This is a genomic window from Micromonospora sp. LOL_013, assembly GCF_048060315.1.
GTDB lineage: Bacteria > Actinomycetota > Actinomycetes > Mycobacteriales > Micromonosporaceae > Micromonospora_E.
In genome coordinates, this window is record NZ_JBHMIQ010000007.1 from 1 (window position 1) to 18981 (window position 18981).

General features: G+C 72.6%; 14 protein-coding genes and 1 pseudogene. 7 read left to right on the forward strand and 8 right to left on the reverse strand.

Annotated elements, in window-relative coordinates:
- Positions 1–150 precede the first annotated feature (150 nt).
- Positions 151–1140, forward strand: coding sequence for a hypothetical protein (locus tag ACFHWS_RS06555; protein WP_416567823.1), 990 nt, complete (start codon positions 151–153; stop codon positions 1138–1140).
- Positions 1141–1248: 108 nt separating this feature from the next.
- Here the strand turns inward: ACFHWS_RS06555 and ACFHWS_RS06560 are convergent.
- A pseudogene (locus tag ACFHWS_RS06560) lies at positions 1249–2822 on the reverse strand (pyridoxal phosphate-dependent decarboxylase family protein).
- A gap of 239 nt (positions 2823–3061) precedes the next feature.
- The gene (locus ACFHWS_RS06565; RefSeq protein ID WP_416567824.1) at positions 3062–3364 is read right to left on the reverse strand and encodes an MGMT family protein; all 303 of its coding nucleotides are present in this window, start codon (positions 3362–3364) and stop codon (positions 3062–3064) included.
- Between the two features lie 61 nt (positions 3365–3425).
- On the opposite strand from ACFHWS_RS06565, the gene proB reads away from it, so the two are divergent.
- Entirely contained in the window at positions 3426–4535 is a 1110-nt protein-coding gene (proB, locus tag ACFHWS_RS06570) for a glutamate 5-kinase (protein WP_416567825.1), read from the forward strand.
- A 37-nt stretch (positions 4536–4572) separates the two neighbouring features.
- A complete protein-coding gene (locus ACFHWS_RS06575) occupies positions 4573–5817 on the forward strand; it encodes a glutamate-5-semialdehyde dehydrogenase (RefSeq protein ID WP_416567862.1) in 1245 nt (414 codons plus the stop codon).
- Between the two features lie 35 nt (positions 5818–5852).
- Here ACFHWS_RS06575 and ACFHWS_RS06580 read toward each other — a convergent pair whose 3' ends face one another.
- From ACFHWS_RS06580 to ACFHWS_RS06600, 5 genes are all read right to left on the reverse strand, one after another.
- Positions 5853–6659, reverse strand: a complete 807-nt coding sequence (locus ACFHWS_RS06580) for a prenyltransferase/squalene oxidase repeat-containing protein (protein WP_416551225.1) — start codon at positions 6657–6659, stop codon at positions 5853–5855.
- 140 nt (positions 6660–6799) lie between these two features.
- Positions 6800–7960 (reverse strand): adenylyltransferase/sulfurtransferase MoeZ, encoded by a 1161-nt coding sequence (moeZ, locus tag ACFHWS_RS06585; RefSeq protein WP_416567826.1) that lies wholly within the window; start codon positions 7958–7960, stop codon positions 6800–6802.
- Between the two features lie 145 nt (positions 7961–8105).
- Positions 8106–8852, reverse strand: a complete 747-nt coding sequence (locus ACFHWS_RS06590) for a DUF3152 domain-containing protein (RefSeq protein ID WP_416567827.1) — start codon at positions 8850–8852, stop codon at positions 8106–8108.
- Between the two features lie 364 nt (positions 8853–9216).
- Positions 9217–10134 carry a DUF3152 domain-containing protein gene (locus ACFHWS_RS06595; protein ID WP_416551222.1) on the reverse strand — a complete coding sequence of 306 codons (918 nt, stop codon included), beginning with the start codon at positions 10132–10134 and terminating at the stop codon, positions 9217–9219.
- 144 nt (positions 10135–10278) lie between these two features.
- On the reverse strand, positions 10279–13260 hold the full coding sequence (locus ACFHWS_RS06600) for a hypothetical protein (RefSeq protein ID WP_416551221.1): 2982 nt from the start codon (positions 13258–13260) through the stop codon (positions 10279–10281).
- Between the two features lie 236 nt (positions 13261–13496).
- On the opposite strand from ACFHWS_RS06600, the gene ACFHWS_RS06605 reads away from it, so the two are divergent.
- The 4 genes from ACFHWS_RS06605 (at position 13497) to ACFHWS_RS06620 (ending at position 18019) form a co-directional block, all read left to right on the forward strand.
- On the forward strand, positions 13497–14135 hold the full coding sequence (locus ACFHWS_RS06605) for a TetR/AcrR family transcriptional regulator (protein WP_278173588.1): 639 nt from the start codon (positions 13497–13499) through the stop codon (positions 14133–14135).
- Positions 14136–14201: 66 nt separating this feature from the next.
- Positions 14202–14426: a DUF3107 domain-containing protein gene (locus ACFHWS_RS06610; RefSeq protein WP_278173586.1), complete on the forward strand. Its 225-nt coding sequence runs from the start codon at positions 14202–14204 to the stop codon at positions 14424–14426.
- 687 nt (positions 14427–15113) lie between these two features.
- Positions 15114–16838 carry a DEAD/DEAH box helicase gene (locus ACFHWS_RS06615; protein WP_416551220.1) on the forward strand — a complete coding sequence of 575 codons (1725 nt, stop codon included), beginning with the start codon at positions 15114–15116 and terminating at the stop codon, positions 16836–16838.
- Positions 16835–18019 carry a class I SAM-dependent methyltransferase gene (locus ACFHWS_RS06620; RefSeq protein WP_416551399.1) on the forward strand — a complete coding sequence of 395 codons (1185 nt, stop codon included), beginning with the start codon at positions 16835–16837 and terminating at the stop codon, positions 18017–18019. Before ACFHWS_RS06615 ends, ACFHWS_RS06620 begins: the two co-directional genes overlap by 4 nt.
- Here the strand turns inward: ACFHWS_RS06620 and ACFHWS_RS06625 are convergent.
- A complete protein-coding gene (locus tag ACFHWS_RS06625) occupies positions 18006–18965 on the reverse strand; it encodes a hypothetical protein (RefSeq protein WP_416551219.1) in 960 nt (319 codons plus the stop codon). The two genes, ACFHWS_RS06620 and ACFHWS_RS06625, sit on opposite strands and share 14 nt — an antisense overlap.
- Positions 18966–18981: the final 16 nt, after the last annotated feature.

Consider the following 18981-nt stretch of genomic DNA (forward strand, 5'->3'; position numbering starts at 1 on the left):
CAGAGGGCACTTTCTACATCCGGGGTCCTGCCGGTCCAACCTTCATCGGTGGATCGAGGCTAAGACCACGGTCCGGACCCACACGATGCGGGCGTTGGCGGCGCTGCGCACGCAGCATCCGGTCAACAAATGACGAGGAAGGCCGAACCCATGAATGACGTTGAGGAACTTCTCACCGAAAGTCTGCGAAGCCGCGCCGCCGGCGAGGTGGACGGCACTGCTCTGCTGGAGCGGGCCAGCTCGCGTGGTCGCGCCTACCGGCGTCGGCGCCGTTTCCTGGTCGGAACGGGGCTCGCCACGGTCACGGCGATCGTCGTCGCTGGCGTGTCCGCCGGGATAGCTCGCTGGCCGGTCGGCGGCGACACCTTCGCACCCGGGGCCGGAGTCATCAGCGCACTGCCCGAGGCGACTGGTGAACCCGGTGCGCGGACCGACCCGACCCGCGTCGGTGCCGACGCCAATCTGGTCCACTTCGACGCGCCGGAACTCATCACCGCCGCGCGCCACTTCGACTGGACCAGCGGCGACGGGTACGAGCAATTGGAGGTAGGCGTAGGCGAGCAGGATCTGGTCTACGCCGCGATCGGACACGACATGGCCGTCCTGGACAGTATCGAGCGCCAGAATGACCTGGGCGTCGTCATCCGAGAGCAGCCAGTGCAGGGTCTCTGGCTTCGGGTGCAGGCCCCGGACGACACATACGCTCGGCAGGTGATCGCCGCTCTCGATCTCAACCGGGCACAGCGGATCGTATTGCCGTTCCAACTCGGCACCCTGCCGGACGGAACCCGGATAGTCCGCGCATCGGTGGGCTTCATCGACGGCCGGTACGCCGACGGAGGGGTCGTGCTGGAACGGGAGAGGGCCGACCGGATGGAGGTGCAAGCTCAGTACGCGCCGGGTCGGTCGGGCAATGCCGGACGGGCCAATCATGTGGTCGGTGGCCGGCAGGCATTCCTGTACCCGGGCCGAGACGAGGTGGAGTTGCTCGGTCTGCCGAACCTGAATCTCAGCGCCCGCATCGGCAAGGACAACCACCAGGGGTTCAGCATCCAGGATGTCGACCTGATCCTTGCTTCGGTGCAGGTGGCAACCGACGTGGACGACATCTCGACCTGGCCTCAGACCCTGGTGCGCTGACGCATCGACCACCGGCGCAGAGGCCATCGATGTGAGGCTGAGCAACGTCGCCTCGCTCGGGATGGGTGTCTTAAGCCTCACATCGAGGTGGCGACCGTGCCGGATGGATCAGTAGCTGGGGCGCTGCAGCAGGCTGAGGAACTCGATGAGCAGCTGCTCCCGCACCCCCGGTGGAGCGAGATCCAGCACGGTGTTGACCACCGCCATCCGCTCCGGCAAAGGAGGCCCAGCAGGGCCACCCAAGCCGAGTTGGCCGGCGAGTGCGCCGACGACGTCCGGAGTAGGGACCGTCCCAGGTGACGCCGACGACCCTGACGAGCCAGGCGATCCCGGCGACGCCAGTGCGGCGAGCATGGTGGCCAGCTCAGGCGGCACCGTCACCAGGCCATGGGCCTGCGCGGCAGAAACGGCATCAGCCAAGGCAGGAGCGAAGGGCGGTGCTTCCTCCGCCACTGACGCAGCGACGCTCAAATGGATGCTGGCCGGGATGTCGCCGTACGACATTTGGGGTTGGGTGTGCCAGCCGCGCGCCGCCAACTCGTCGGCCAAGACGAACACGTCGACAACGCCGGAAGTGTCGCCTGCACCGCCCCCGGTGTCAGCGGTGAAGCAGACGACCGTGGACTCTGGCTCGGCGAGCAGCCGTACGCCGTCCGTCGCCCGGACCGCGTACGCCAGCACGTCGACGGCGGCCATGGTGCGTTCCGCCAGGGCCAGGTAACCGGCCTCACCCAAGTGGCGCAGGACGGCGTACGCGGCGGCGATCGGCCCACCGGAACGGGTGGACGACACCCCTGGGTTGATCATCGTGTAGCCGGGCCAGTCGGCGTACGCGAAGTACTGCGGGCGGCGCAGCGACGGATCCCGGTGCAGCAGCACCGACACCCCCTTCGGCGTGTACGCGTACTTGTGCAGGTCAACCGAGATCGACGTCACCCCGGGCACGGTGAAGTCGAACGCCGGCACCGGCCGGCCCAGCCGCCGCAGCCACGGCAGCGACGAGCCGCCGAAGCAGGCGTCCACATGGCAGCGCACCCCGGCCTCCGCCGCCAATGACGCTATCTGCTCCACCGGGTCGATCACCCCGTGCGCGTACGACGGGGCCGAGCACGCCACCAGCACCGTGTCCGGGCCGATCGCCACCCCGACATCCGCCGGATCCGGGCGCAACGTGACCGGCGACACCGGCACGGTGTCCACCCGTACGCCGAGGTAGTGGGCGGCCTTGGCGAACGCGGCATGCGCGCGGCGGGCACCACCATGCGTGGCTGGGTCACCTCCGGCCGGGCGTCCCGGGCCGCCTTGACCGCCAGGATCAGCGACTCGGTGCCGCCGCTGGTGACACTGCCGACGACCTCCGGCGCACCGGACTCAGCACCGCCGGAGGCCGAGCCGCCGCCGACCGGGCCGCCGCCGAGCAGGGCTGCTGCCGCGCCGACCAGGGCGCTATCCATCGCCAGCAGCGACGGGAACGCCGTCGGGTCCAGCCCGTTGACGTGCGCCGACAGCCCGTACGCGGCGTGCGCCAACTCGTCGAGCCCGGCGACCGCCGGATCGTAGACGTAGGCGAACAGCCGTCCGCCGTGCGTGGGCGCGTCACCGGCCCGCAACGCCCGGATCTCGTCCAGCACCTGATCACCTGGTACGCCGTCGACCGGCAACGCCTCCGCCGTGGCGGTCACGCTAGCTCAGCGCGACGGCGGTCCTGCTAGCGTCATCCCCGTTACCCTGACGCCGTGACCTGGGCAAGCTTCTCCTCGGTCAGGTTGTAGCCGCGCAGCAGCAGCACCGGCACCGCCACCAGGATGGTGTTCACCGGGCTGTGGACGGCCGGGGAGACGCGGGTACGGTGCCGAACGCCCCGGTGACCAGCGAACCGGACGCGTACCCGAGGCTCACCCGCTGCTGGACGGCCATGCCGTCATGGGTACCAGGCGGCGGCCTTCATGTCGACACCGTCACCGCGCAACGGGCAGCCTTCGGCACGCAACAAAGCCCGAGCCCGCTCCTCATGTCCCGGTGGCAGCCGGCCGGCCGACGTCACCACCCGGTGCCAGGGGACGCCGCCGCCGTGCCGGGCCATGATGCTGCCGACCAGGCGGGCCGAACAACGACGACTGCGTTCAGAAAGCGCGTCGGCGACCGCCCCGTACGACATGACCTTCCCAGGCGGGATGCGTTCGACGAGCGCCAGCACTTCCTCCACGTACTCCTGCGGGGTCACGCACGCCACGATATGAGATCTCGGGCCAGGCGTCGCCGGGCAGGGAAGCAGAATGGGGATCGTGCGTGCCGCAGTTACCCAGGCAAAGCGGGTCGTCGTCAAGATCGGCTCATCCTCCCTCACCACAGCGGGCGGCGGCCTGGACGGCGACCGGGTCGACGCCCTGGCCGACGTCCTCGCCTCCCTCACGACGCAGGGCAGGGAGGTCGTGCTCGTCTCCTCCGGGGCGATCGCGGCCGGGCTCGCGCCGCTCGGGCTGACCCGACGCCCAAATGAACTGGCCACCCAGCAGGCGGCGGCCAGCGTCGGGCAGGGGCTGCTGATCGGCCGGTACGCCGCCAGCCTGGCCCGGCACGGGCTGACGACGGGCCAGGTGCTGCTCACCGTCGACGACGTGACGAGGCGGGTGCACTATCGCAACGCGTACCGGACGTTGCGCAAGCTGCTCGACCTCGGCGCGGTCCCGATCGTCAACGAGAACGACACCGTCGCCACCGACGAGATCCGGTTCGGCGACAACGACCGGCTGGCCGCCCTGGTCGCCGCCCTGGTCCACGCCGACCTGCTGGTGCTGCTCTCCGACGTCGACGCCCTCTACACCGGCGACCCGGCGAAGCCGGCCAGCGAACGGATCACCGAGGTACGCGACGCCGCCGACCTGGCCGGGGTGGCGATCGGCAGGGCCGGACGGGCCGGGGTCGGCACCGGCGGCATGGTCACCAAGGTGGAGGCGGCCCGGATCGCCACCGGATTCGGTATCCCGGTGGTGCTGACCGCCGCCCCGCTCGCCGCCGAAGCGTTGCGCGGTGACACCGTCGGCACCCTGTTCCACCGGGTGGAGCGCCGGCCCGCCGCCCGGCTGTTCTGGCTGGCACACGCCACCGCACCCCGGGGCCGGCTGCACCTGGACCCCGGCGCGGTGCAGGCGGTGGTGGCCCGCCGAAAGTCGCTGCTGCCGGCCGGGATCACCGCCGTTGACGGCACGTTCACCGCCGGCGACCCGGTCGACCTGGTCGACGCGGCGGGTGCGCCGGTGGCCCGTGGGCTGGTCAACTACGACGCGGTGGAGTTGCCGACGCTGCTCGGCCGGTCCACCGGTGAGTTGGCCGCGGCACTGGGGCCAGGATATGAGCGGGAGGTCGTGCACCGCGACGACCTGGTACTGCTGTAGCGGAACATGTGAGGAGACGACGACAATGAGCGCGAGCGTGAGCGTGACCGAGCAGGCCAAGCAGGCGCGGGTGGCCGCCGACGAGCTGGTCACCGCGACCCGGGCGGCCAAGGACGCCGGGTTGCTGGCGATGGCCGATGCGCTCGTCGCCCGTACCGCCGAGATCGTGGCCGCGAACGCGGCCGACCTCGACGCCGGACGGGCCAACAGCCTGTCGACGGCGATCCTGGACCGCCTCGCGCTCAACGAGAAGCGCATTGAGGACATGGCGCAGGCGCTGCGGGAGATGGCCGGCCTGGCCGACCCGGTCGGCGAGGTGGTACGCGGCTCGACCCTGCCCAACGGTCTGGAGCTGCGCCAGGTGCGGGTGCCGTTCGGGGTGGTCGGCATCATCTACGAGGCGCGGCCGAACGTGACCGTCGACGCCGCCGGGATCTGCCTGAAGTCGGGCAACGCGGCGCTGCTGCGCGGCTCGTCGTCGGCGGCGCACTCCAACGCGATCCTCGTCGAGGTGCTGCGGGACGCACTGGCCGGCGTCGGACTGCCGGCCGACGCGGTGCAGCTGCTGGACGCCTCGTCGCGCGACTCGGTCAAGGAGCTGATGCGGGCGCGCGGCCTGGTCGACGTGCTGATCCCGCGCGGCGGGGCGGACCTGATCCGCACCGTGGTCGAGGAGTCGACGGTGCCGGTGATCGAGACCGGTGTCGGCAACTGCCACGTGTACGTCGACGCCGCCGCCGACCTGGACAAGGCCCTCGCCGTGGCGGTCAACTCGAAGACACAGCGGCTGTCGACCTGCAACACCGCCGAGTCGCTGCTGGTGCACGTGGACGTGGCGGCGGCGTTCCTGCCGAAAATGCTGAAGGAACTGCGGAACGCGAATGTGACCGTGCACGGCACCCCGGAGGTCGCGGCGTTCTCGGCCGACGTGGTGCCGGCCACCGACGACGACTTCGCCACCGAGTACCTGTCGGCGGACATCTCAGTCGCCATCGTCGACTCACTCGACGCGGCGGTAACGCACATCAAGCGGTACGGCACCGGGCACACCGAGGCGATCGTCACCGACTCGGCGAGCGCCGCCCGGGAGTTCACCGCCCGGGTCGACGCGGCGGCGGTGATGGTGAACGCGTCGACCCGGTTCACCGACGGCGGGCAGTTCGGCTTCGGCGCGGAGATCGGCATCTCCACCCAGAAGCTGCACGCCCGCGGGCCGATGGGGCTGCCGGAGCTGACCTCGACGAAGTACGTGGTCACCGGCGACGGCCACCTGCGCGGGTAACCCGGTCAGCGGCGGGGCGCGCGCCGGCAGCCCGGTCAGCGGCAGGCGCGGATCGCGGCCAGGACGACGTGCACCTCGAACGCGTCGCCTGCGTCGCTGTCCCAGCCGCCGTCGCTGCGCTGGGTGGTGGCCAGTCGGCGGCGGGCGTTGGTCAGCAGCCAGTCGTCGTCGGCCAGGCCGGCCCGGCGCAGCGCGGCGGCCAGCTGGGCGACGTCGCCGGGGGCCATGGTGGCGAGCCGGTCGTTGAGCACCACCTGCATCCGGGCCGACTCGTAGAACATGGTCTGCCGGTAGAGGGTGGCGGCGGCCAGCCAGCCGGCCAGCAGGTACGACGGCCAGGTGCCGTCCGGGCGCATCTGGGCACCGAGGTACTGGGCGGCGCGCTGCGCGGCGGCGCGGTGACCGGGGTCGCCGGCACCGCCGGCACCGTCGGCACCGGCGACGCTCAGCCAGTAGCCGGCGTTGGCGGTCAGGTAGTAGGTGGCTTCCGGGTCGCCGGGCCGCGCCCAGTCGGGTGCCTCGGCGGCCAGGCTCTCGTCCTCTTCCCAGCTGCCGTCGGCCCGTTGCCGGCTGGCCAGCCAGTCGAGCGCTTTGCGGGCCGGTGGCCGGTCGAGCGCACCGAGGTCGTCCAGCTCGGCGAGCCGGAAGCAGGTGGCGTCGACCGAGGCGACGTCGCCGGCCCAGAAGGCGGGCCAGCCGCCGTCCGGGGCCTGCCCGACCTCGGCGCTGGTGAGTGCGTCGGGCTGCGGGGCGGCCCCGGTCCGCAACCAGGACAGCCGGGCCCGGTCCACAGTGTCGCCGTGCGCGACTACGAACCCGATGGCAGCATCCAGATCGACCACGGACGACAGGCTACCGGCGGGTCCGGCGGTCCGCCTCGGTAACCCAGTCAAGGTCAACTAGCCGGCCGGGGACCTGGACGGACCAGATCCCCGGCGGCGCCGTCGTCAGCGGCACAGCGGGTGGTGGCCGGCGGGCTGGATCAGTAGCTGGGCAACGACGGGTCGACCTGCTTGACCCAGGAGAGCACCCCGCCCTGGACGTGCACGGCGTCGGTGAAACCGGCGGCCTTGACCGCGGCGAGGGCTTCGGCCGACCGTACGCCGGACTTGCAGTGCAGCACGATCTGCCGGCCCTGCGGCAGCTTCGCCAGGGCTTCGCCGTTGAGGAACTCGCCCTTGGGGATCAGCGTCGAGCCGGGGATCTTGACGATCTCGTACTCGGCCGGCTCCCGGACGTCGACCAGGAAGAAGTCCTTGCCAACGTCCTGCCAGTCCTTCAGCTCGCGGGCGGTGATGGTGGAGTCGACGACCGCCTCCTCGGCCTCGGCCGACACGGCGCCGCAGAAATCGTCGTAGTCGATCAGCCCGGTGATCGGCTCGCCGTTCGGGTCCTTGCGGATCTTGATGACCCGGTAGGTCATCTCCAGGGCGTCGTAGACCATCAGCCGGCCGAGCAGCGGGTCACCGATGCCGGTGATCAGCTTGATCGCCTCGGTGACCATGATCGACCCGATCGAGGCGCAGAGCACCCCGAGCACGCCGCCCTCGGCGCAGGACGGCACCATGCCGGGCGGCGGCGGCTCCGGGTAGAGGTCCCGGTAGTTCGGGCCGTGCTGGTCCCAGAAGACGCTGACCTGACCGTCGAACCGGTAGATCGACCCCCACACGTACGGCTTGCCGAGCAGCACGCAGGCGTCGTTGACCAGGTAGCGGGTGGCAAAGTTGTCGGTGCCGTCGAGGATCAGGTCGTACTGACCGAAGATGTCGAAGACGTTGTCGTTGTCCAGCGACACGTCGTGGATCTGGATGTTGACGTACGGGTTGATCTCCCGCACCGACGAGGCGGCCGACTCGGCCTTGGACCGGCCGATGTCCGACTGGCCGTGGATGATCTGGCGCTGCAGGTTCGACTCGTCGACGGTGTCGAAGTCGATGATGCCCAGCGTCCCGACACCGGCCGCGGCCAGGTACATCAGGGCGGGCGAGCCGAGCCCACCGGCGCCCACGCAGAGCACCTTGGCGTTCTTGAGGCGTTTCTGGCCGTCGACCCCGACATCCGGGATGATGAGGTGCCGCGAGTAGCGGCGAATCTCATCGACGGTCAGCTCGGCGGCGGGTTCGACGAGCGGGGGCAACGACACGGTGAACTCCCCGGGATCGGCAATGCTGGCTGCGCTATTGTTGCTCGCTTCGCGCCGACTCGGCCATGAGTAGCGACACCGCCCGCCATCCGGGATCCGGGAATAGCCGACGGCGCTGTCGCCCGGTCACGGTCATGGTCATCGGTCAGGTCATCGGTGGGCCGGCGTACCGCCTGCCGTCCAGGTAGGGCCAGCCGTTGGCCACACAGCCCTGCATTCCGTACGTCTGCTGCTGCATCACCGGAGCGGGCCGGCCGGGTGCCGGGCAGAGTTCGTGTCCCATGCCGAACTGGTGACCGACCTCGTGGTTGATCACGTAGGCGCGGTACTCGGCGAGCGTTCCGTCGTAGTGCGGCACCGCCTCCAGCCAGCGCGCCAGATTGATGATCACCTGGCCGGGCAGTCGGCACGAGGTGTACTTCTCGGTGGACAGCCCACCGAGCGCGCACATCTGCTCCGAGGTGCCCGGGGTGGCCAGGTAGATGGTGAACTCGGCGGCGTCGACCCGGGACACCCGCTGCAGCCGGAACTGCCGGGAGGCGATCCAACTGCGTTCGTCGCCGAGCGTCGCGTCGACGATCGCCGCGAACTCGTCGGCCAGCTGACCGGTCCCGTCCTCGACGGCGACCCGGAACCGGCGGAGGTCCCCGGCCCAGCCGAGCAGCCGGCCGGTCCCGGTGAGGTAACCGAAGGTGCCTGGCCCGGTCTGCGGGTAGCTGGCCGGCGACGGGGCCGGCGATGAGGTCGGCGGCAGGCCGGCGCCGTCCGACGGTGCGCTGCCGGCGGGCGCCGCCCCGCCGCCGGGGCCGGGCTCGCGTACCGCGGCCGCCAGCAGCCCGGTGGTGCCGGAACCGGCTCGTAGGACGTCGGTGACGATCAGCGCCGCCGCCATCGTTACCAGGACGAGTGCCCCGGCCCGGCGGCGTCGGCGACGCGCCGCCCGTCGACGCTCTGTCCGGTGATCCCGCTGGCGGTCCGTCCCCTGGCGGTCCGGCCCGTTGCTCGGCCGGTGGTCCGGCTCCTCGGTGACTCGTCGTCGGTCGTGCATCGTGGCCCGCCCCTCATGGCGTGCTTCGCCACCCGCGCCGGTCGGACTGGTGCACGGCAGGGGGCGAACCGGCGCGAATCCCTGGCCTGACCTGCCCAGATTGTCACGTCATGTCGGTAAGGCCCGAACGACGCGCGGGGACCATCGGTTCAGGGACTCAATCCGACCGTACGCCCCGTATCCTCCGACGATCCGCCGAGCGGACCGATCACAGTGGGGGACCGGCGTACCGCTCACCGGCCAGGAACGGCCACGGGTTGGCCACACATCCCTTGAGGAACAGGGTCTGCTGCATCATCACCGGGGCCGGTTCGCCCTCCCCCGGGCAGCGCTCGTGGCCGTAGCCCAGCTCGTGGCCGACCTCATGATTGATCACGTACGCCCGGTAGACGTCGAGCGGGACCTCGCCGCTGACGTAGTGGTCGACCGAGAACCGCCAGCGGTCCAGGTTGATGATCGCCTGGCCCTGCGCCCGACACGAGGTGTACGGCTTGCCGTCGATCCGGATGTCCACCCAGCCGGCCTGGCACATCCGGGCGGCGGTCTGCGCCGTGGCCAGGTAGACCGTGAAGTCGTGGCCGGCCTGGTCCGGCACCCGCTGCAGGCGCAGTTGACCGCCGCCGATCCAGCTCCGGTCGTCGGAGAGCAACTTCTCCACCGCGTCACCGAACGCCTCGACGTCCTCCTCGGACCCGATCTCCACGGCCACCCGGTAGCGGCGCAGGGTGCCGGACCGACCGGCGATCTTCCCCTGCTTCGAGCTGAAGTCGAACTCGCCGCTGCCGGTCGACGGTGCCGTGCCGGACAGCCGCAGCACCGGCGCGGGCGGCGCGGTCGTCGGGGGCGGACCGGTCGTCGGGGGCGGTTCGACGCTGGGCGTCGCCGCAGTGGTGCCGCCGGGTGGCGCGGCCACCGCGTCCCGGTCGCCGCCCACTCCGACCCGGGGCAACGCGAACCCGATCGCCGCCAGCCCGAGCACGGTCACCAGCACCGCCGCCAGCACCGGCCACCGCAGCTGCCGTCGGCGGGTACGCGACGCGTCCCCCCGCTGCCGGCGGTGCGCCGACCGACTCCGTGCCCCGGTCGGGTGGCCACGGCGCGTCGGGCGGGTACGGCGGTCGGACATCGCTGACCAGCGTGCCACAGCCAACGTCGGTCCGGGCACCCCGGACCGGCGCGTCGGTCCGAGCACCCCGGAGCGCCGACCGGGCCTCTGAGCGACCGGGCAGGCCGCCGGACCCCTGCGGATCAGGCCGCAGGCGCGTGCCGATCAGGCCAGCAGAGCGTCCAGTCGCCGGTTGACGGCGGCGAGTGTGGCTCGCACCACAGCCTGCCGCGGGTCCCCCGAGACGACCGCCGAACCGGCCAGCTGTTCCACCCAGCCACCGCAGGCGAGCAGTACGACGACCACCGCCACCTCGCAGCCGCCCATCGGCACCACGGCCGCGTGCTCGACGATGCACCGTCCCCGGTCCGCCGCGCCGGCCGGGCCGGCCAACAGCTTCTCGATCGCCGAGGCGGCGGCCGCCGCGCACAACCGCAGCACGTACCCGTCGACCGCCGGCCCGGTCGCCACTCCTGACGTGGTCCGCTGGCCGGCGGTCAGTCGCACCTCGACGGTGGCGTCCACGCCGAACGTGCTGACCTGGACGTGGTCCAGCACGACCCGGGGGCCGGGCCGGCCACCCGGGTTCAGCGGCCGGGGCGGCCCGCTCTCCGGCGCGGTACCGGCCGGCTCCGGGCACGGCACAGCGGATGTAGCGGCGGCCGCACCCGCGTGCCGGGGCGGCGGGTCGTCCTGGCCGGGGCGGGGACCCAACGGCTGTCGGCGGCGGCGCGGTACGTCCGCCGGTTCCGGGGCGACCCAGCCGGGAATGCCGCCCGGCGCCGTCGGCGGCGGTGCCGTCAGGCCCGGCGGCCGACTCGGCGCCGGCAGATCGGCGCGGCCGGGCAACGCCGGCAGCCCGTGGTCGGGTTCGACACCCGGCAGGTTCTGCGGGGCCGCCGCCAGGCCCATCCGTTCCTGGAGCAGCCGCGCCACCAGGCGGCTCACCTCGGCCGGGTCAGCACCCTCGGCCAGGTCGAGCCGGAGGCTGTGGGCACCGGCGTCGGTGGTCCGCAGCGAGGCGTCCCGAACTCCGCCGACGCCGCGTACCGCTGCCAGGATCGCTCCGACGTCGAAGCCTTCCGGCCGCTCCTGCGGCTGGTCGACGACGTCGCCTCGGCGCAGGTGGGACGCGATCCGCGCGAGTTCCGGCGTCTCCGCCGCGTGTTCGACCGGCGGCAACTGCTGTGGCACGGTCGGCACGTCCGGGTCAGCGGGAACCCGCTGCGGCAACGCGTCCAGCGCGGCGGCCGCGATGGGGGTGGTGGACAGATTCGCCGGATGTTCGACCGGCGGCAGCGCGCCACCGGCCGGCTCGGCAGTGACCGGTGCCCCAGGCGGCTCCACAGGGACCGACGCGCCAGCCGGCCCGGACGACGTCGCCTCGCCCAGTTCGTCGTCCGCGCGGCGGGAAACCGCCCGGCGGCGGGGCATCAGGTCGTCGGCATCCCCGCCGCTGTCGCCCTGGCCGGCCCGCCCCGGTCCGTACTGCCCGGCGGGAGCCGTCGGTTCGTACTGCCCGCCGGTGGGAGCCGTCGGTTCGTACCGGGGCTGGCCACTGGCCGGCCGGTATCCGGCGGCCTGACCCAGGTCGGCCGGGCGGTCGGGGCGCCACGGCATCTCCTCCGGCACGGTCGGCGGATCTGGCATCGCCCAGCCCGACTCGCCGCCCGCCGCGCCCGGCCAGCCGCTGCGGTCGTCGCCGCCCCAGCTCGGTGGCGGCGGACCGGACCAGCCGCTGTCAGCCGTGGCGGTCCGATCGTCGGACCAGGCCGACGACTCGGGGTCGTCCCGTTGCGCCGGGTCGTCCGGCCCACCGGCGGCCTCGGCCGCCCACACCTGACCGCCGGATTCCGCGGCCGCCCAGCTCGAATCGGTCGGCCCGTCCGTCCAGCCCGGCTCCGACGCCGACCAGTGCTGCCCGTACGGCCGGTCCGGATCGCCGGCCGGGGGCCCGGAGGGCGACCCCTGACCACGCTGGATCCGCTGGCCCGCCTCGTCGCCGGAGGGCCGGTCCCAGGCTGCGGAGCTGGTCGGTCGCGGCCATTCGCCGGTGGCGCTCTGTCGATGCCACTGGTCGGCGACCGGTGCGGCGCTGGTCGGGACCGGCCGTCGCCGCTCGTCGGTGGCACCGGGCCAGGCCCATTCGCCGGTCACCTGCCGGGACCACGGCCCGCCAGCATCTGGACCGGGCCATTCGCCGGTCGGCTGCCGGAGCAGACCGGCGTTGGACGGCTGCCCAGCAGGCTGCGGCGGTGCCGGGGCGAAGTCATCGGGTCGGGCAGGGTCGTCGCGTCCGGCAAGGTCATCGGGTCGGGCAGGGTCGTCGCGTCCGGCAGGATCGTCACGTCGGGCAGGGTCGTCGGGTCCAGCTGCGTCCGCCGTACGGCTGGCGGGGCCGCCAGCAGACCGGTCGGCCCGCGCGCCCGGGGAACCGGGCCGGTCGGACGACATCCCGGGCCGGTCGGGCGGGAGGTCGGACTGCGCGGTGCGCTGCCGGTCGGGTTCGACCGAGCGGTTTTCGGGCTCGGATCGTTGCCCGCCTGGCCGACTGGTCGTCGGTGGTTGGAAGCCCGGTGGGGTGCCGGGGCGGGCTCGCCGGGCGGGCGACACCGGTGCCGCCGAGGCCACCGGCACCGCGCGCAGCGGCGCGGTCGGCACCACCCGGGCCGTCTCCTGCCAGCGGGGCGGCGGGTTGACCGGCGTCGGGGTCGGGCGTGGGTTGTCACCGCCCCGGCGCTCGGCCGGGCGGCCAGCTGCGGGTGGGTCGTGCGCAGGTCCACCGGCCACCCGGCCGGCCGGCTCGTCGTCGGCGCGTCCGGTGTCCGCGCCGCCCGGCTGGATCGACTCACCGGCCGGCGCGGGGCGTGGGGTCGGTACGACGGTCTCGGCCGGCCCGGTGACCGGCCGGCCGTTGACGGCTGCGGCGCGGCCGTTGTCGGCGCTGCGGGAGCCGCGGGCGGCTGAGCCGCCGCGTGGAGTACGGGTGAACGGCAGCACCTCGGCGTACCGGGACGGCGGGTCATCCCAGTGCGGGCCGCTCACCGGTTCGTCGCGGGCGGCCCAGCCGGCATCGGCATGGTCGGTGTCCGGCCCGACACCGGAGCCGTCCGACCACCGGGTCGGCGACCCCGTCCAACCGCCCATGCCCTGGTCACGACGGTCTCGCGGATCCGCTCCGCCGTCCTCTGGTCCCGGTGCGCCCCCGCGGGGTTCACCTGATTCGTCCACCGTGCGCTCCTCGGTCGCCCCCGCTGAGGCTACCGTGTGCTGACAGTGGCGATAAGTTGCAACGTCGGGCCAATTGACCGGCCAGGTGAAATGCACTGATCGTTTCGTATCTTCGCCGACCAGATGGCCGCGACCGGACTCGGAGGTTCGACATGACCGCTGCGTCGAGCGACGCACAGACAAGCGGCCGACCGGCCCGGATGCCACGGTCCGCCCGCCGCAAGCAGCTACTCGCCGCCGCCCAGGAGGTGTTCGTCGCACAGGGTTACCACGCGGCGGCGATGGATGACATCGCGGAGCGGGCCGGTGTGTCGAAGCCAGTGCTTTATCAACATTTTCCGGGCAAACTGGAGTTGTACCTGGCACTGCTCGACACGCACTGCGACGCGATCATCGCGAAGGTCGCCGCCGCGATGGCCGCGACCACCGACAACAAGGAGCGGGTCAGCGGGGCGGTGCAGGCCTACTTCGACTTCGTCGACGAGGAGAGCGGCGCCTTCCGGCTGGTCTTCGACTCCGACCTGCGCAACGAACCGCTGGTACGGGCACGGGTGGAACGCGTCGAACGCGAGTGCATCGCGTCGATCACCGACACCATCATCTCGGACACCGGAGTGAGTCGATCCCGGGCCGAACTGCTCGCCTCCGGGCTGGTCGGCGCGGCCGAGACCGCCGCCCAGTTCTGGCTGGCCGGTGGTCGACAGGTGCCAAAGGACGAAGCCGAGTCGTTGCTCGCCGCACTCTCCTGGCGGGGCATCGCCGGGTTCCCGCTGCAGGGTGAGGCATCCTGACCACAGCGCGTCCGCATCGGCTAACCTTCGCGTTGGCGTTGTTTTCGCCCACCTCAAGGAGGACCCGTGGAGGTCAAGATCGGCGTGCAGTACGCGCCGCGCGAGCTCGTCCTGGACAGTGCCCAGTCACCGGCTGAGATCGAGCAGATCGTGACCCAGGCAATCACGACCGAGGGGACTCTGTCACTCACCGACGAGCGCGGCCGCCGGGTCATCGTCCCGGTCAGCAAGATCGCGTACGTGGAGATCGCCGAGGCCGCTCCCCGCTCGGTCGGCTTCACCGTCCGCTGACCTGGCCGGACCGGCCCCGAAGCCGCCAAGCCAGCTCCCGGCTGCCGGCCACCGACTGCCGACTGCCGGCCACCGACCGCACCGATCCGGATCGGTTCACCCTGATCCGGATCGGTCCGCCCAGATCACCCGCCAGATCGCCGCTCCGGTCGCGACTTCGACTTGGCCGCGAAGCTGTCCGGCCGACATCGCCGCCGACCGTGCCCTTCGTCACTGCCGCTGCGCCTGCACCACCCCGGCGGCGTGACAAGAACCACAGCTGAGTCGTCGGTCCGGCCACCGTCGCCGAGGATCTGCACGTCGACGCGGACCGTCAGCTACCATGGTCAGCAATGCTGCGGCCGTCGAGGATGCTCGAGCGGGGTTCGCGGCGCGCGTGCGGCCCGCGATCTGTTGATCGCGTGTGGCCAGCGCCGTCAATTGACGCACTGCGACACGCCGCAGACAACGCGTCGCCCCGGCATCGCGACGGCACGTCGCAGCACCCGCACCGCACCGACCCGACGTCGGTGCCGACGATCATCGGACGCGCCGGCTCGGCGCGTCACCCAACCGGAGCCCTTCCGGCACCGGCGACAACCGGCGCGCACCGTGCGCACCACACAACCGGCGCCATCGCGGCGCCGCATCCGACACGCGCCCTCAGGAACAGGCGGGGCGCACCACGAGAGGCACCCCCGACACCTGATGACTGACATTCTCAATCACAACGCCGGTGACGAGCCGGCGAAACGCCCACCGGCACGGCCGGACAGCCCCACCTTCGCCGACCTGGGTGCCCGCCCGGAGACGGTGGCCGCTCTCGCCGAGGTCGGCATCGTCCACGCCTTCGCCATCCAGGAGTACGCCCTGCCGATCGCGCTGCGCGGCAGCGACCTGATCGGCCAGGCACCGACCGGGACCGGTAAGACGCTCGGCTTCGGCGTACCGCTCATCGACCGGGTGCTCGCGCCGGCCGAGGGCGGTGACGGCGTGCCGCAGGCACTCGTCGTCGTCCCGACCCGCGAGCTCGGCCTGCAGGTCGCCAAGGACCTGGCCGCCGCCGGCAGCACTCGGGGCGTGCGGGTGCTGCCGATCTACGGTGGCGTCGCGTACGAGCCGCAGATCGAGACGCTGCGCTCCGGCGTGGAGATCCTGGTCGGTACGCCGGGTCGGTTGATGGACCTGGCCAAGCAGAAAAAGCTGCGGCTGGACCGGATTCGGGCGCTGGTGCTGGACGAGGCCGACCGGATGCTCGATCTGGGCTTCCTCGACGACGTCGAGCGGATCCTGGCGATGCTGCCGGAGGACCGGCAGACGATGCTGTTCTCGGCCACCATGCCCGACCCGATCGTGGCTCTGTCCCGGCGGTTCCTGCGCCACCCGGTGACCATCCACGCCGGGCACACCACGGAGGCGGGCGTTCCGCCGCTGACCCGTCAGGTGGTCTACCGCACCCACCCGATGAACAAGATCGAGATCGTCGCCCGGATCCTGCAGGCCGAGGAGCGCGGGCTGACGATGATCTTCACGCGTACCAAGCGGGCGGCCGACCGGGTCGCCGAGGACCTGGACTTCCGTGGCTTCGCGGTGGCCGCCGTGCACGGCGACCTCGGCCAGGGTGCCCGGGAACGGGCGCTGCGCGCCTTCCGTACCGGAAAGATCGACATCCTGGTGGCCACCGACGTCGCCGCCCGCGGTCTGGACGTCTCCGGCGTCACCCACGTGATCAACTACGACTGCCCGGAGGACCAGGACACCTACACCCACCGGATCGGTCGCACCGGCCGGGCCGGCGCGACCGGGGTGGCGGTGACCTTCGTCGACTGGGAGGACATGACCCGGTGGCGGATCATCGACAAGACCCTCGGGCTGGAGATGCCCGAGCCGCCGGAGACGTACCACACCTCTGAGCACCTCTACGCAGACCTGGACATCTCTCGCGACGTCTCCGGCACGCTACCCAGCGCCGATCGGACCCGCGCCGGGCTGTCCGCCGAGGTCGAGGAGGACCTCGGCGGACGCAGCGCCGGTCGACGGCGGCGCGGAGACGGCGACGGCCGCGCCGAGCGCGGCGCGCGCGGTGACGGCCGCGCCCGCCGGTCATCGCGGTCGCGCCGTTCCGTCGCGCCGGACGACACCGACCGGTCCGCCGCCACCGCGACGACCGCCGGCGAGGACGGTGCCCCGGTCAGCCGCCGGCCGCGGCGGCGGCGGCGCGGCGGCCAACTCGTCGACGGCGGCGCCGGCACCGACTCCGGTGCGGCGTCCACCGGCGGTACGGAGATCACGGCCGCCGCCACGTCGGACGGCGGCTCGGGCGGTTCGACGCGCCGCCGTCGGCGCCGCCGGGGTGGCTCAGGCGGAGCCGGCCGGGCCGACCAGGTCGGCGGAGCCGGCCGAACCGACCAGGGCAGCGGCGGCGAAAACTGACCCGCTCCCTCGCCGACGCTCTCAACGACGTCCGGGCGCTGCTGCTCAGCCCGCAGCTCACCCGGGCGGTCGCCGCCGGGCGTCGGCGCAACGCCGCCCCGTCGGTCGTTCGGGCTGAGCTCCGACCGGTCGCCCTGCGGGCCGGTACCCATCTGCAGATCGTCACCAACGACGGCACCCGGCCGGTGACCCGTAACCTGCCGCCGGGTGCTCCCGCCGAAGCAGCGGTCGACCAGCTGCTCGCCGAGCCGTTCGGCAACTGGCACGTCGAGACCAGCACCAGCACCCTGCAGCTGCGGGTGACCAAGAAGGGCACGGCGCAGGTGCACCGGTCGACCGCCGACCGGGCCGACACCGGCCCCGGCGACCACGACCGGGCCAAGCGATACCTGCTGGATCCGGACGACCCGCTGTTCGCCGCGATCGGCGCCAACGCCGCGAAACGACGCCAGGTCGACGCGTTCCTACGAGCACTCGCCGCCAGCCTGCCCGACCCACTGCCCGCCAGGCCGCTGCACGTCGTCGACCTGGGCTGCGGCAACGCCTACCTGACCTTCGCGGCCTACCGCTACCTGGTGGCCCGCGGTGCGCAGCCGGTGGTGACCGGCGTCGATGTCCGCGAGGACCAGCGGCGGCGCAACACCGCGCTGGCCGATCAGCTCGGCTGCGCCGGGCAGGTCCGGTTCGTCGCCGGCACGATCCGGCAGGCACCGGTCGAGCCGGCACCGGACCTGGTGCTGGCGTTGCACGCCTGCGACACCGCCACCGACGAAGCGTTGGCCCGCGCCGTCGACTGGCAGGCCCGGTGGGTGCTGGCCGCGCCCTGCTGCCACCACGACATCGCCGCCCAGCTGCGCCGGCAGCCGGCACCGCAGCCGTACGGGCCGCTGGTCTCCGCCGGCATCCTGCGGGAACGGTTCGCCGACGTGCTCACCGACACGCTGCGGGCGACCCTGCTCCGGGCGTACGGCTACCGGGTGGACGTGGTCGAGTTCATCGACTCCCAGCACACACCGCGCAACCTGCTGCTGCGGGCCCGGCGCGGCGGCGTACCGGACCGGCGCGAGCAGCACCGGGCCTACCGGGCGCTGGTCGACCAGTGGGCGGTGACCCCCCGGCTGCAGACCCTGCTGCCGCCGGTGCCGGACGCCGGCGGGGCGACCGTGATCAGTCGACCGTGACGGTGAACTCGGCGGTGTGCACCTCGCCGGCCACCTGAAAGTCCATGAACAGCCGGTAGTCACCGGAGCTCGGGGCGGTCAGCCAGAACTTCACCGCGCCGTCGACCAGCTCGGCCTCCGGATGCACGTGCAGATAGCCGAGGTCGCCGTCGCGCAGCGCGACCAGATGCCCGTACGCGCCGAGATAGGGCTCCAGCGTCGGGGCCTGGCCGGCCCGGCTCACCTCGAACAGCAGCGGCGTCACCACCCCGCGCTGTGCGACCCCACGCATTCGTACGGTGAAGTCGTCCACCTCGGCGGTGTCGGCGGCGGCCGGCAGGTCGGCCGGCAGATACTCGCCGGCCACCACGAGGTCGACGCCGAGCGTCAACGCGACCGGCGAACCGCCGGAGTCGCGCAGGGTGAAGTCGGTGTAGAGCCGCCAGATGCCGGCGGCGGCCAGCCGGACCGGGACGCTCCAGGTGCCGTTCGGTGCCATCGTCGGGTGCAGGTGCTGGTAACCGGTCAGATCCCGGCGGGCGATGATCAGGTGCATCGGCTTGTCGTGCACCACGTCGAAGGCGGTGACCGGCCGCTGATCGGCGTCGATGATCTGGAAGCGCAGGTCGACCTGGTCGCCGATCGGCAGTTGTCGCCGCACCGGCACCAGGGTGTAGCCGCCGGCACTGACCGACAGGCCGGAGATCTGGTCACCGCCGTCGGTGCCGCCGTGCACGTGCGGTGCGGTCCCGGGCGGGTGGGTGTGGTCGGCCGCGTCGGCCGCGTCGGCCGCGTACTGGGTGCCGATGCTGGTCGGGGCGGTCACCGCCCGGCCCAGGGCGAACCCGGCGAGCATCGCGAGCACGACGGCAGCCACCCCGGTCGCCAACCGCACGGTCGACGTCCCCGGCCCCGGCGGCTCTGTCGGCCCCGCCGGATCGCCGGCACCGGTCACTGTTTCTCCCACCTCGCCGACGGTAGTC